14 protein-coding genes and 1 riboswitch are annotated in these 12,862 nt (G+C 71.2%); of the genes, 2 read left to right on the forward strand and 12 right to left on the reverse strand.

What is annotated here, in order from left to right; genetic code table 11:
- Positions 1-60: 60 nt before the first annotated feature.
- Genes atpG through SH587_RS09495 form a run of 8 tightly spaced genes read right to left on the reverse strand, consistent with a single transcriptional unit; the run spans position 61 to position 5,507 of the window.
- The gene (gene atpG / locus SH587_RS09460) at positions 61-972 is read right to left on the reverse strand and encodes an ATP synthase F1 subunit gamma (protein ID WP_320670350.1); all 912 of its coding nucleotides are present in this window, start codon (positions 970-972) and stop codon (positions 61-63) included.
- A gap of 23 nt (positions 973-995) precedes the next feature.
- Positions 996-2,552 (reverse strand): F0F1 ATP synthase subunit alpha, encoded by a 1,557-nt coding sequence (gene atpA, locus SH587_RS09465; protein ID WP_320670351.1) that lies wholly within the window; start codon positions 2,550-2,552, stop codon positions 996-998.
- A gap of 45 nt (positions 2,553-2,597) precedes the next feature.
- Positions 2,598-3,128 carry an ATP synthase F1 subunit delta gene (gene atpH, locus SH587_RS09470; protein ID WP_320670352.1) on the reverse strand — a complete coding sequence of 177 codons (531 nt, stop codon included), beginning with the start codon at positions 3,126-3,128 and terminating at the stop codon, positions 2,598-2,600.
- Positions 3,129-3,132: 4 nt separating this feature from the next.
- A complete protein-coding gene (gene atpF / locus SH587_RS09475; protein WP_320670353.1) occupies positions 3,133-3,714 on the reverse strand; it encodes a F0F1 ATP synthase subunit B in 582 nt (193 codons plus the stop codon).
- 43 nt (positions 3,715-3,757) lie between these two features.
- On the reverse strand, positions 3,758-4,033 hold the full coding sequence (gene atpE / locus SH587_RS09480) for an ATP synthase F0 subunit C (protein ID WP_007573308.1): 276 nt from the start codon (positions 4,031-4,033) through the stop codon (positions 3,758-3,760).
- 22 nt (positions 4,034-4,055) lie between these two features.
- Entirely contained in the window at positions 4,056-4,946 is an 891-nt protein-coding gene (gene atpB / locus SH587_RS09485; protein WP_320670354.1) for a F0F1 ATP synthase subunit A, read from the reverse strand.
- A complete protein-coding gene (locus SH587_RS09490) occupies positions 4,943-5,341 on the reverse strand; it encodes a hypothetical protein (protein WP_320670355.1) in 399 nt (132 codons plus the stop codon). The genes atpB and SH587_RS09490 overlap by 4 nt, the downstream gene beginning before the upstream one ends.
- Positions 5,342-5,354: 13 nt before the next feature.
- The gene (locus tag SH587_RS09495) at positions 5,355-5,507 is read right to left on the reverse strand and encodes a hypothetical protein (RefSeq protein ID WP_320670356.1); all 153 of its coding nucleotides are present in this window, start codon (positions 5,505-5,507) and stop codon (positions 5,355-5,357) included.
- Between the two features lie 382 nt (positions 5,508-5,889).
- Between SH587_RS09495 and SH587_RS09500 the strand changes: the two genes are divergently transcribed.
- Positions 5,890-7,116, forward strand: coding sequence for a cation:proton antiporter (locus tag SH587_RS09500; protein WP_320670357.1), 1,227 nt, complete (start codon positions 5,890-5,892; stop codon positions 7,114-7,116).
- Here the strand turns inward: SH587_RS09500 and SH587_RS09505 are convergent.
- Complete coding sequence (locus SH587_RS09505; RefSeq protein WP_320670358.1) at positions 7,113-8,891, reverse strand: potassium/proton antiporter; 1,779 nt, start codon at positions 8,889-8,891, stop codon at positions 7,113-7,115. The genes SH587_RS09500 and SH587_RS09505 overlap by 4 nt on opposite strands.
- A 76-nt stretch (positions 8,892-8,967) precedes the next feature.
- Between SH587_RS09505 and SH587_RS09510 the strand changes: the two genes are divergently transcribed.
- A complete protein-coding gene (locus tag SH587_RS09510; protein ID WP_320670359.1) occupies positions 8,968-9,609 on the forward strand; it encodes a TetR/AcrR family transcriptional regulator in 642 nt (213 codons plus the stop codon).
- On the opposite strand, the gene SH587_RS09515 is transcribed toward SH587_RS09510, so the two are convergent.
- The 3 genes from SH587_RS09515 to rpiB form a co-directional block, all read right to left on the reverse strand.
- Positions 9,606-10,886 (reverse strand): glycosyltransferase family 4 protein, encoded by a 1,281-nt coding sequence (locus tag SH587_RS09515; protein WP_320670360.1) that lies wholly within the window; start codon positions 10,884-10,886, stop codon positions 9,606-9,608. The genes SH587_RS09510 and SH587_RS09515 overlap by 4 nt on opposite strands.
- A gap of 49 nt (positions 10,887-10,935) precedes the next feature.
- Entirely contained in the window at positions 10,936-12,219 is a 1,284-nt protein-coding gene (glyA, locus tag SH587_RS09520; RefSeq protein WP_320670361.1) for a serine hydroxymethyltransferase, read from the reverse strand.
- 22 nt (positions 12,220-12,241) lie between these two features.
- Positions 12,242-12,341, reverse strand: a riboswitch (ZMP/ZTP riboswitch).
- Between the two features lie 47 nt (positions 12,342-12,388).
- Complete coding sequence (rpiB, locus tag SH587_RS09525) at positions 12,389-12,856, reverse strand: ribose 5-phosphate isomerase B (protein ID WP_320670362.1); 468 nt, start codon at positions 12,854-12,856, stop codon at positions 12,389-12,391.
- Between the last annotated feature and the right edge of the window lie 6 nt (positions 12,857-12,862).

Here is a 12,862-nt window from a genome sequence, read left to right on the forward strand (position 1 = left end):
GGGGCGGCGGCGGGTGGCTGCGCCGGCCGCGGCGAAGGACGGGGTGCGGGTGGCGCGCATCTAGTTCAGCGCCTCCGCACCGGCAACGACTTCCATGATCTCCTGCGTGATCTCGGCCTGGCGGGCGCGGTTCATCGCCAGCGTCAGGCTGTCGATCACCTCGCCGGCGTTCTCCGAGGCGCTGCGCATGGCGGTCATGCGGGCGCCGTGCTCGGACGCGGCCGACTCCAGCAGCGCCCGCAGCAGCGAGACCTCGACGAACTCCGGCACCAGCTGGGCCAGGATCTCGGCCGGATCGGGCTCGTACTCGACCAGGGCCTTGGCCCCGCCGGTCGCCTCGGGGGCCTCGTCGGCCGACGGCTCGCCCTCGACCTCGACCTCGGCCTGGCTCAGCGGCAGCAGCGTCTGGCGGCTGACCTCCTGGACCAGGGGCGAGACGTAGTGGTTGAAGATGATCTCGACCCGGTCGATCTGCTGATCGACGAAGCCCCCGACCAGCTCCTCCGCGATCTCCTGGGCGTGGACCCCGGTCGGCGCATCGGTGAAGCCCGTGTACGACGCGGCGACGTCGTAGTTGCGGAAGGTCAGCGACGACAGGCCGCGGCGACCGGTGACGTACCAGCGGACGGCCTTGCCCTCCGCCTGCAGCTCCTCCGCGCGCTGGAGCCCGGCCCGCAGGATCTGCGAGTTGAAGGCGCCCGCGAGGCCGCGGTCGGCGGTGACCAGGAGCAGGCCGACGGTCCGCTCCTGCTCGTGGGTCTGGAGCACCGGCTGGGCCTGCAGCTCACCGCTGCCGGCGGCCTGGGCCGCCTGGCGGGTCATCTTGCGCAGCGCGTCGGCGTACGGCCGCAGCGACGCGGCGCGCTCCTCCGCCTTGCGCAGCCGCGCGGCGGAGACCATCTCCATCGCGCGGGTGATCTTGCGGATGTTCTGGACCGAGGCGATCCGGTTCTTGACGTCGCGCTGTGCCATGAGCAGTCAGACGAGCTCGCGGATCAGGCCGTGACGGCCTGCTCGAGCGGCTCCCCGTCCTCGTCGAGGTCGTAGCCGAAGTCCTCCTCGGCGAACTTCTTGACGAACGCGTCGACCGCGGCCACCGTCTCGTCCGACCAGTCGCCGGCGGCGATCTTCTCGCGCACCTGCGGGATCTCGCTGTGGGCGGTCTCGGTCAGGCGGAGGTGGAACTCCTCGACGCGGTCGGTCGAGATCCGGTCGATGTAGCCGTTGGTGGCGGCGTAGATCTGGATCACCTGGTCCTGGACCGGGACCGGCGAGCGCTCGCCCTGGTTCAGGGTCTTCACCAGCCGCTCGCCACGGGCCAGCGTGCGGCGCGTGTCGGCATCGAGGTCCGAGCCGAACTGCGCGAACGCCTCGAGGTCGCGGAACTGCGACAGCTCGGTCTTGATCCGACCGGCGACCTTCTTCATCGGCTTGACCTGCGCCGACGAGCCGACGCGGGAGACCGAGATGCCGACGTTGATCGCCGGGCGGACGCCCGAGTAGAACAGCTTCGGCTCGAGGAAGATCTGACCGTCGGTGATCGAGATCACGTTGGTCGGGATGTAGGCCGAGACGTCGCCGGCCTGCGTCTCGATGATCGGCAGCGCCGTCATCGAACCGCCGCCGAGGGCGTCCGACAGCTTCACGGCCCGCTCCAGCAGCCGCGAGTGCAGGTAGAAGACGTCGCCCGGGTACGCCTCGCGGCCCGGCGGGCGGCGCAGCAGCAGCGACATCTGGCGGTAGGCGAAGGCGTGCTTCGTGAGGTCGTCGTAGACGGCCAGCGTGTGGCCGCCGTTGTAGACGAAGTGCTCGGCCATCGCGGCACCGGCGTACGGGGCGATGTACTTGATCGGGGCGGCCTCGTCGGCGCCGGCGGCGACGATGATCGCCGAGTCGAGGGCGCCGTTCTCGGCCAGCACCTGGGCCAGGTTGACGACCGTCGCCATCCGCTGGCCGATCGCGACGTAGACGCTGATGACGCCCGCGTCCTTGTTGTTGATGATCGTGTCGACCGCGATCGACGTCTTGCCGGTCTGGCGGTCGCCGATGATCAGCTCGCGCTGGCCACGGCCGATCGGGATCATGGCGTCGATCGCCTTGATGCCGGTCTGCAGCGGCTCCTCGACCGGCTGACGCTCGATGATGCCCGGGGCCTTGACCTCGAGCGGACGCGTCTCGGTCGTCTCGATCGGGCCCTTGCCGTCGAGCGGCACGCCGAGCGGGCTGACGATCCGGCCCAGCAGCGCGTCGCCGACGGGGATCTCGAGCTGCGTGCCGGTCCGCTTGACCGTGTCGCCCTCGACGATCTTGTCCCAGTCGCCGAACAGCACGGCACCGACGTTGTCGGCGTCGAGGTTCAGGGCCAGGCCGGTGACGCCGTGCGGCAGCTCGAGCTGCTCGAACGACACGGCGTTGTCGAGGCCGTGGATGCGCGCGATGCCGTCGGACACCGACAGCACCGTGCCGACCTCGTTCAGCTCGGCCTTGCCGGCGTCGAGGCCCTCGATGCGGCTTCGGAGGATGCTGGTGATCTCGTCGGGCTTGATCTGCATGGAGCTTGCGGTCCTTGGAAAGAGCTTCGGAAGTTCGGGCGCGACTCAGCCGGCCGCGACCTGGCGGCGGAGCGACTCGAGGCGGTTGCGGATGGAGGCGTCGAGGATCTGGTTGCCGACGCGCAGGGTGAGGCCGCCGACCAGGTCGGGATCGACCGCGGTGGTCAGCTCGATCGTGCGCCCGGTCCGGCGACCGATCTCGTCGCCGATCCGCTGGGCGGCGGCGTCGTCGAGCGCCACGGCGCTGGTGATCTGCACCGGCAGCAGCTGGCGCTCCTCGCGCCAGAGCGCATCGAACGCGCGCCGCAGCCGCGGCAGCGCCGGCAGCCGGTGGTTCTCGACGAGCACGTCGAGCAGGTTGACGACGATCGGCTCGGCGTCCGTGATCACCTTGCCCAGCGCCTCGCGCTTCTCCTTCGTACCGAAGTACGGCGAGAAGAAGAACACACGCAGGTCGCGCGACTCGGTGAACGCGTCGTCGATCTGGCCGAGCTGCTCGGCGACCGTGTCGAGGTTGCCCTTCTCACGGGCGACCTCGAACAGCGAGCGAGCGTAGACGCGGGCGATCTCCTCCATCGGACTACCTGCCGCCCTCGGTGGAGAGCTTCGAGAAGTCGATCTCGCCCAGCGCGTCGTCGAGCAGGCGGTTCTGCTCGTCGGCGGTCAGCGTCTTGCGCGTGACCTTGGCGGTCGCGTCGACGATCAGCGACGCGACGTCACTGCGCAGCTCGCCGACGACCCGACGGGCCTCCGCCTCGCTGTCGCGCTTGGCCTGCTCGAGGATCTCCTCGCGCTGCTTCTTGGCCGCGTCCTTCGACTCGGACTCGTGCAGGTCGGCGGAGCGCCGCGCGCGGGAGATGATCTCCTCGCTCTCGGCGCGGGCCTTCTGCAGCTGCTCGCGGTACTCCGCGGCCAGCTCCTCGGCCTCCTTGCGACCACGCTCGGCCGCGTCGATCGACTCGGTGATCTTGCGCTGGCGCTCGTCGAGCGCCTCGGCGATCTTCGGGAAGGCGAGCTTCGAGAGCAGGAACATCGCGATGACGAAGACCAGGAGGGTCCACACCATCAGGCCGATGCCCGGCTGCACCAGGAAGCTGCCACCCGTGTCCTCGCCGCCCTCGGCGGACGCGAGGATCGTCGGGAGATTGGCGATGACGCTCATCGGCTCCTCAGACGGTCGGGGTGGTCACGGACGCGGTCATTCCCTACAGGAAGAACGCGAGCAGGCCGGCCACGAGGCCGTAGAACACGCACGCCTCGGTCAGCGCGAATCCGAGCCACTGGATGCCGGTGAGCTCGTTGCGAAGCTCGGGCTGGCGGGCGACGGACTCGATCATCTTGCCGAAGATGTAGCCGATGCCGACGCCGGCGCCGGCGGCACCGAGACCGCCACCGAGGCCGAGGGCGATCGCCTTGCCGGCGTCAGAACCGGCACCAGCGACGTCGGCCTGCGCGAGCTGCGTGATGATGGAGAGGTCCACGAGTTGACTCCTTCTGGGTCTCTCAGTGCTCCTCGGCAACGGCGCTGCCGAGGTAGATGGCGGTGAGGGTGGCGAAGATGAATGCCTGCAGGGTGGCGACCAGCCCGACCTCGAAGAGGAAGAGCACGACGCCCATCGGCAGGGTGATGACACCGAGCGCCTCGATCCCGAGCAGGACCACCAGCGCGCCACCCATGAACAGGATGATCAGGTGGCCCGCCAGGATGTTGGCGAAGAGACGCACGGAGAGCGACATCAGTCGCATCACGTTGGAGAAGAACTCCAACACGAAGATGAAGCCGGCCATCGGACCCTGGACCCCCTGCGGGATCAGGCTCTTGAGGTAGCCGACGAAGCCCTTGGCGCGGATCCCCTCGACGTTGTAGGAGATCCAGACGACCAGCGCGAGCACCAGCGGGATCGAGAGGTTCGCGGTCGCCGCGTAGAGGGCGAAGCTCGGGATCTGGAGCCCGAAGAGGTCGAACTTCTCGTGCGTGTTGGTCGGCAGCGGGATGTAGCCGATCATGTTCGAGAACCAGATGAACAGGAAGATCGTCCCGATGAACGGGAACCACTTCGCGGCCATCTTGTCGTCCATGTTCCCGCGCGTGATGTTGTCCCGCATCAGCGAGAAGAGCATCTCGACCAGGGTCTGCACGCGGTTCGGCCGCGCCTGCATCCGGTTGGCGATCCAGACCATCGTGACGACGGTCAGGAGACCGGCGATCACGACGTACATGACCGCCTTGTTGACCGAGAAGACCCCGAGGTCGATCCAGTCGTCGAGCTTGAACTCGTTCTGCGGCTGGAAGGCCTTGTTGTCGTCCCGGGTCCAACCGAAGCCCACGGCGACGGCGACGATCAGGGCGACGTAGATCCCGAGACCGGTGAAGACCTTGGCGCGGGTGCTCATGAGTGCGCGGACCCTCCGGGGTGCGTGTGCTTCGCGCCGGCGGCCGGATCGGCAGCGGCGCGGCTGAGGAGCGAGAGGACGAGGTAGACGGTGAAGGCGGCCAAGACGGTGAGGGCGGCGGCGGCACCGTGATCGTCGCCGATCCCGACGCCGGCGGCGATGACCCCGAGGGTCACGAGCCAGGCGCGGCCGAGCAGCGCCCCCACGTTGAGCTTGACCGCGGTCCGGACGTCGCCCGAGGCCTGGGCCTTGCGGACGACCGCCTCGGCGATCGCGCGCTGGGCGACCCAGACGCCGGCGCCGATCAGGCAGCCGCCGGCCGGCGCGCCGAGCAGCAGCGCGACCGGGAGGGTCAACAGGACCAGGACGACGTCGAGGAAGCGCAGGACGGGCATCGCGGCGCTCAGCTCAGAGATCCCGGAAGCGCACGACGACCGCAGCCACCCCGCCGATCAGCCCGGCGAGGACGCCGAACACGAGCGCGGGCCCCATCGCATCCAGCAACGACCCCACGGCGACCCCGAGCAGCACGCCCAGCACCAGGCCCGACAGGACGAGCATCCCCGCGGTCGCGGGACTCGGCGTCTGGCCGGATGGGCTCATCGTTGGTCGGGGGACCGAATGCGAACGGAGAGGTCGACATCGTCGTGCAGCGGCGATGCGGCGGGGCTCCGGAACGACCGGAGTTCCCACGGCGGCGGCCGCCACGATATAGGACCGAGCGCGCGCACGCCATGCGGTAGGGCCCGGAATCCCCAGTGATGACCGAGGATCGTGCGCCGCGGCACCAGCGCATGTGCGACCCGTCGCAAGCGCTCGTGACCGTCCGCACCAGCTTGGCGCGTTGCCGCTGGCCTGGGCCGAGGGCGCCACGGTCGCAACCGGACCTGGCGGAATGTTCGATCGACGGCGAGCCGGCGGGTCCGTAACGTCGCCCGTCCGCTTGCCCCCGCTCGCCGCCGCCTCCACGACGACCGCGATCCTGGTCGACCTCTTCGTCCTGCTGCTCGCGGCGAAGCTCGGCGACGAGCTGTTCAAGCGGCTCGGCCAGCCGAGCCTGATCGGCGAGATCCTCGCCGGCGTGATCGTCGGCCCGTCGGTGCTGGGGCTCGTGCACCCGCAGGGGACGATCGAGGTCTTCGCCGAGCTGGGCGTGATCTTCCTGCTCTTCTGGGTCGGGTTGGAGACGCGGCTCTCCGACCTGCGGGCGGTCGGCACCAGCGCGGTCACCGTCGGCGTGCTCGGGGTGGTGCTGCCGTTCGCCGCCGGCAGCATCCTCGGGGCGGCGCTCGGCGAGGGCACCGCGACCTCGATGTTCCTCGGCGCGGCGCTGGTCGCGACCTCGGTCGGGATCACCTCGGCGGTGCTGGTCGACCTGGGACTGCTGAGCCGGCGGGTCTCGCGCGTGATCCTGGGCGCGGCGATCGTCGACGACATCCTGGCGATGGTGCTGCTGGCGGTGGCGACCGGGATCGCCGAGCAGGGCAACGTCGACGTCGGCGGGATCGCGGTCGTGCTGGCGGTGACGACGGCCTTCCTCGGCTTCGTCGCGCTCGGCGGCACCCGGCTGCTGGCGCGGGTGCCCGACCTGCTGGAGCGGCCGCGGTTCGCCGAGTCGCCGCTGATGCCGGCGGTGCTGCTGTGCCTGGGGCTGGCGGCGGTCGCGGCCGAGATCGGCCTGGCCGCGATCATCGGCGCCTTCCTGGCCGGGATGGCGGTCGCCGAGACCAAGGACCACAACGACGTCGAGGAGGAGATCGCGCCGCTCTACGCGTTCTTCCCGCCCTTCTTCTTCGCCGCGATCGGGCTCCAGGTCGACCCCGGGGCGTTCCTCGACGGCGACGTGCTGGCGCTGCTGGCGGTGGTCGTCGTGCTGGCGGTGGTGACGAAGTTCGCCGGCGCCTGGCTCGGCGCGCGGCTGACGATGCGTCCGCGCCCGCGCGAGGCGGCGTTCGTCGGCGTCGGGATGATCCCGCGCGGCGAGGTCGGGATCATCGTCGCCAGCCTCGGGGCCTCGGCCGGGGTGATCGACGGCGACCAGTTCACCGTCGTGGTCGGGATGTCGATCCTGACCACGCTGCTGGTGCCGCCGCTGCTGCGACGGCTGACGCCGGACCCGGACCCCCCGGAGCCCGAGCCGGAGCCCGCCGCGGCGGCGACCGCGGCTTAGGCCGCGCAGGCCCCGATGACCTCCTGCCACCAGCCGGCCTCGGCGTCGTCGCCGGCGCGGTCGAGCCGCCGGCGGGCCTGCTGCTGGACCGCCTGCCGCGAGCCGACCAGGACGACGTTGCCGGAGACGGCGTAGCGGCCGTCGCCGAGCACGACCAGCGCCCCCGGCCGGTCGCGCCGCAGCCGCAGCCGCTCGACGATCTCGATCCCGCCGACGGTCTGCGGCTCGCCCGGGTCGCCGTCGCGCGCGTCCCAGGGACCGGTCCGGAAGATCGGCGCGATCGCCACGTAGCGGCGCGCCGGGCGGACGGCCGGGCCGACCGGGCCGACCCGCCACCGCTCGACCAGCCGCGGCAGGTCGCCGGCGACCTCGCGGCGGGCCAGCACGTGCAGCCGGTCGCCGGCCTCCAACCGCGTCGACCCGCGCGGCAGCAGCGCCTCGTCGCCGCGGACCAGCACGCTGACCAGCGCGTCGCGCGGCAGGTCGAGCTCCTTCACGCGCGCGCCGACCATCGCGTCGCCCTCCCCCACGCGGACCTCGACCACCTCGGCGCCGAGCTGGCGGATCGTCGAGACCTCGACCAGCGGCTGGTCGACGGCCGACTCGGTGGTCGTCACCTTCAGGCGGGCGGCCAGCGCCTCGAAGGTGACCCCCTGGAGGACGGTCGTCAGCAGCACCACGAAGAAGACGATCGAGAGGAACTCGGTCGCCCGCGGCAGGCCGGCGATCACCGGGAAGGTCGCGAAGACGATCGGCACCGCCCCGCGCAGGCCGGCCCACGAGAGCGCCAGCCGCTCCGGCTGCGAGAAGCCCTGCGGTCCGAGCAGCAGCAGCACCGCCAGCGGCCGGCCGAGCAGCAGCAGGGCGGCGGTGATCACCAGCGCCTCGCCCCAGACGTCGCCGAGCGCGTGGGGCGAGACCAGCAGCCCCAGCGCCAGGAACATGCCGAGCTGGGCGACCCAGGCGATCCCGTCGTGGAAGGCGGTGATCGAGCGCTTGCCGTGGATCGGGTACGAGCCGAGGATCAGGCCCGCGACGTAGGCCGACAGCAGCCCGGAGCCGTGGAGGTTGGTGGCGACCGCGTAGGCGAGGATCGCCGTCGCCAGCGAGGCGACCGGGTAGAGACCCTCGCTGGCCAGCTTCGCGCGCTGGAACGCCTGCACCGCGAGCAGGCCGATGATCGTGCCGACGACCGCGTCGATCGCCAGCTCGCCAACCATCGTGGTGACGATGTCGAGGACCCCGTAGTCGCTCTTCGTCTGCAGGTTGACCAGCCCGATCACCAGCAGCGCGGTGACCGGGTCGTTCATCCCCGCCTCGCCCTCGAGCGTCCGCGCCAGCCGCCGTCGCAGCGTCGACCCGCGGAGCAGGGCGAAGATCGCGGCGCCGTCGGTCGAGGCGACGATCGCCCCCAGCAGCAGCCCCTCCTCGAACGAGACGTCGAGCGCGAAGTAGGTGACGGTGCCGACGACCGCGGTCGTGATCAGGACGCCGCCGGTGGCCATCGAGATCACCGGCCCGAGCACCGGCCGGATCTCCTTGAAGCCGGCTGCCAGGCCGCCCTCGAAGAGGATCAGGACCAGGGCGACGAGCCCGATGTCGCGGATCAGCTCGGCGTCGCGCTGGTGGACGATGTCGGTGCCGTCGGGACCGGCCAGCATCCCCAGCAGCAGGAACACGACCAGCGCGGGCACGCGTAGCCGTCCGGCGAAGAGCGAGGCGGACAACCCCGCCACGAGCAGGGCTCCGGCGAGCAGCAGCAGCTCGTCGAGCACTCGCGAATCCTATAGGGCCGGTAAAGGCCCCCCGCGACCCGACACCCCGTCAGGTCCGGCCGATACGCTCGGCGGCGTGCCACCGAGCCCCCGCCGCGCCGACACCACCAGCAAGCGCGCCCAGGTCCAGGAGGACGTCCTGCGGGCGATGGAGGACCTGCTCGGCGAGGGCGAGACCTACGCCGATCTGAACGTCGAGCGGCTGGCCGGGCGGGCCGGGATCTCGCGGACCGCGTTCTACTTCTACTTCCGCGACAAGCGCGAGGTGCTGGAGCGGCTGACGAGCACCGTCGCCGAGCAGCTCTACATCGAGGCCGACGCGTGGTTCTCCGGCGAGGGGATCCGCAGCGACGTGCTGCGGAGCGCGATCGCCGAGATCGCCAACATCTTCGTCCAGCACGGGCCGCTGCTGCGGGCGATCGTCGAGGTCTCGACCTACGAGCGCGAGGTCTCCGACCACTGGCGGGCGCTGATCGGCCGCTTCATCGACGCCACCGAGCAGCGGATCGTGGCCGAGCAGGCCGCCGGCAACGCGCCCGCGTTCCCCGCCCGCTCGACCGCGTTCGCGCTGGTCTGGGGCGTCGAGCGGACGCTCTACCAGCAGATCGCCCGCGACTCCGAGTTCTCGATGGACGAGATCGTCGAGGCGCTGGCTGGCTCCTGGCTGCGGGCGATCTACGGCCGCCCCGACGCCGAGCTGGCGCCCGAGGCGCCCTAGCCGCGGGGGCCGACCGTCGGCGTCTCGCCGGTGGTGCCGCGGCCGCGGTCGCGGTCATCGTCGTGGTCGGCGACCGCCCGGTGCTCGCCGGTGATCGCGTCGATCTCGCCGGTCTCCAGCGCGCGGGTGACGTCGGCGTCGATGTCCTGCTCGCTGACGTCGGGCCGCAGCCGCCGCAGCCGCAGCGCGTCGAGCCGCCGCAGCTTGACGATCTCCAGCAGGTAGACCAGGTAGACGCTGAAGGCCAGGACCAGCAGCACGATCGCCACGATCACCGAGGTCCAGAGCGGGTCGTAGTGGTCGTGGTCGTCGTTGTAGGGGACGAACCGCAGGGCGATCGCCACCCCGGCCAGCGCGCCGGCCCAGGCGTAGAGGTAGAGCACCACCCGCCGCTGGCTGAACCCGAGCCGGCTGAGCCGGTGGTGGAAGTGGTTCTGATCGGCGCTGTAGATCGGCCGCCGCGCCTTCAGCCGCTTGAGGACCACGAAGGTCGTGTCGAGGAACGGCACCGCGAGCACGATCAGCGGCACCACCAGCGCCAGCACGGCGCCGGTCTTGACCGAGCCCTCGACGGCGACGGCCGCGAGCAGGAAGCCGAGCAGGTTGGCGCCGGTGTCGCCCATGAAGACCCGCGCCGGGTGGAAGTTGTGGACCAGGAAGCCGAGCGCGGCGCCGCAGGTGGCCCCGGCGAGCAGGCTGGCGTGCTCCTTCTGCAGGTCCCAGGCCACGATCCCGAGCGCGATCGCGGCGATCGCGCAGACCCCGGCGGCGAGCCCGTCGACGCCGTCGGAGAGGTTGACGACGTTCATGATCACCACGAAGCCCGCGACGGTCAGCGGCACGCCGAAGCTGCCGAAGTCGAGCGCGCCGAGGAAGGGCAGGGTGATGTTGCCGACCTCGACCCCCTGCGAGACGGGGATCCACGCCGCCGCCGCCTGCCCCGCCAGCTTGGCCAGCGGGTGGAGGTCGAAGCGGTCGTCGAGCACGCCGACGACGGTGATCGCCAGCCCGCCGAGGAGGATGTGGTGGAGGTTGTCGCTGCGTCCCTCCCAGACCGGCGTCGACGGGAAGTCGCCGATGCTGATCGCGATCGCCACCCCGACCCCGGCGGCGATCGCCAGGCCGCCGAGCAGCGGGGTGCCGCCGACGGCCAGGCCGCGACCCCGCGGTCGGTCGACGGCCCCCAGCAGCCGGGCCAGGCGGGCGACCAGCGGCGTGACCGCCGCGGCGACGGCGAAGGCGACCAGCAGCGCCACGAAGGGATCGCGCCAGGTCATCAGCAGCAGAGCCTACGGCGCCGGTCGGCCCGTCGTGGCCGCGGGCGGGTCAGGCGAGGTCGGCGTAGAGGGGGAAGCGCTGGGCGATCGTGGCGACCTGGCCGGCGAGATCGGCCTGCTGGGCGGCGAAGGCCTGCTCGTCGGCGGCCAGTGCCTGGGCGATGATCGACCCGACCTGCCGGAAGTCCTCCACCCCGAGGCCACGGGTCGCCAGGGCGGGGGTGCCGATCCGCAGACCCGAGGTGACCATCGGCGGGCGCGGGTCGAACGGGACCGCGTTGCGGTTGACCGTGATCCCGACCTCGTGCAACCGATCCTCCGCCTGCTGACCGTCCAACGCGGTCTCGCGCAGATCGACGAGGACGAGGTGGACGTCGGTGCCGCCGGTCAGCACGGTGATCCCGTTGCCGGCCGCCAGCAGCTGCTCGGCCAGGACGCGCGCGCCGTCGATGGTGCGCTGCTGCCGCTCCCGAAACTCGTCGGAAGCCGCGATCTTCAACGCGACGGCCTTGGCCGCGATCACGTGCTCCAACGGGCCGCCCTGCTGGCCGGGGAAGACCGCGCTGTTGATCTTCTTCGCGTGCTCCTCCCGACAGAGGATGATCCCCGACCGCGGCCCACCCAACGTCTTGTGCACCGTCGTGGACACGACATCGGCGTAGGGGACCGGCGAGGGGTGCAGGCCGGCGGCGACGAGGCCGGCGAAGTGGGCCATGTCGACGAACAACAACGCCCCCACCTCGTCCGCGATCTCCCGAAAGCGCGGGAAATCGAGCTGGCGCGGGTAGGCCGACCAGCCGGCGACGATCAACTTCGGCCGGGTCTCGCGGGCGATCCGCGCGACCTCGTCCATATCGATCCGGGAGGACTCGCGATCGACCTCGTAGGCCACGATCTCGTACAACCGCCCCGAGACGTTGAGCTTCATCCCGTGCGACAAGTGACCGCCGTGAGCGAGGGAGAGGCCCATGATCCGATCACCGGGCTGCAGCAACGCGTGGTAGACGGCGTTGTTGGCCTGCGCGCCCGCGTGCGGCTGGACGTTGGCGTGCTCGGCCCCGAACAACGCCTTCGCGCGATCGATCGCCAACTGCTCGATCACATCGACATGCTCACAACCACCGTAGTAGCGACGCCCCGGATAGCCCTCGGCGTACTTGTTCGTCAACACGCTGCCCTGGCACTCCAGGACCGCACGCGGAACGAAGTTCTCCGACGCGATCATCTCCAACGTCTCCTGCTGCCGCCGCAACTCCAACCCCAACGCCTCCGCGACCTCGGGATCGACATCGACAACCGACGCGTTGAAGAAATTCGCAGGCAGGGTGGACACGGGCGTCTCCTCGGAGGTGGCTGGCGGGTGCCCAGGCGCGCGGCGATGAAGGTGTCGCTCCCCGGTGGTCGGTTCCACCCTGAGCCCGCACGGGGCTCGCGGCGCCAGTCGCGACCCGATCGATGCTAGCGAGGCCGGCGGTCCCTCGCCGACCGCCGCGCGACGTCCGTCAGGCCGCGGCGGGCGGCAGGCCCTCGCCGCCGCGCTCGACGTCGGCGATCTCGTCGATCCGGCGCTCGTGGCGGCCGCCCTCGAAGGCCGTCGTCAGGAAGGCCTCGACGATCGGCTCCGACGCCTCGGGCGTGATCCGCGCCTGCGACAGGCCGAGCACGTTGATCCCGTTGTGCAGCCGCGCCATCGACGCCTCGTCGGCGTCGTGGGCGTTGACCGCGCGGATCCCGTCGATCTTGTTGGCGGTGATCGTCACGCCGTTGCCCGAGCCGCAGACGACGACCGCGCGATCGGCCTGGCCGGCGGCCACCGCCCGCGCCGCCGCGGCGGCGAACGAGGGATAGTCGGTCGAGGCGTCGGAGCTGGTGCCGACGTCGGTGACCTCGTGGCCGCCCGCGTCGAGGCGGGCCTTGACGTGCTCCTTGAGCGCGAAGCCGGCGTGGTCCGAGGCGACGACGATCCGCATGCGCTG

It is taken from the genome of Patulibacter defluvii (assembly GCF_034096925.1).
Taxonomy (GTDB): domain Bacteria; phylum Actinomycetota; class Thermoleophilia; order Solirubrobacterales; family Solirubrobacteraceae; genus Patulibacter; species Patulibacter defluvii.

Excerpts from the sequence above, each read along its gene's own strand:
- atpG (WP_320670350.1), bottom strand. The coding sequence starts at position 972 with ATGGCACAGCGCGACGTCAAGAACCGGATCGCCTCGGTCCAGAACATC.
- atpA (WP_320670351.1), bottom strand. The coding sequence starts at position 2,552 with ATGCAGATCAAGCCCGACGAGATCACCAGCATCCTCCGAAGCCGCATC.
- atpH (WP_320670352.1), bottom strand. The coding sequence starts at position 3,128 with ATGGAGGAGATCGCCCGCGTCTACGCTCGCTCGCTGTTCGAGGTCGCC.
- atpF (WP_320670353.1), bottom strand. The coding sequence starts at position 3,714 with ATGAGCGTCATCGCCAATCTCCCGACGATCCTCGCGTCCGCCGAGGGC.
- atpB (WP_320670354.1), bottom strand. The coding sequence starts at position 4,946 with ATGAGCACCCGCGCCAAGGTCTTCACCGGTCTCGGGATCTACGTCGCC.
- SH587_RS09490 (WP_320670355.1), bottom strand. The coding sequence starts at position 5,341 with ATGCCCGTCCTGCGCTTCCTCGACGTCGTCCTGGTCCTGTTGACCCTC.
- SH587_RS09495 (WP_320670356.1), bottom strand. The coding sequence starts at position 5,507 with ATGCTCGTCCTGTCGGGCCTGGTGCTGGGCGTGCTGCTCGGGGTCGCC.
- SH587_RS09515 (WP_320670360.1), bottom strand. The coding sequence starts at position 10,886 with ATGACCTGGCGCGATCCCTTCGTGGCGCTGCTGGTCGCCTTCGCCGTC.
- rpiB (WP_320670362.1), bottom strand. The coding sequence starts at position 12,856 with ATGCGGATCGTCGTCGCCTCGGACCACGCCGGCTTCGCGCTCAAGGAG.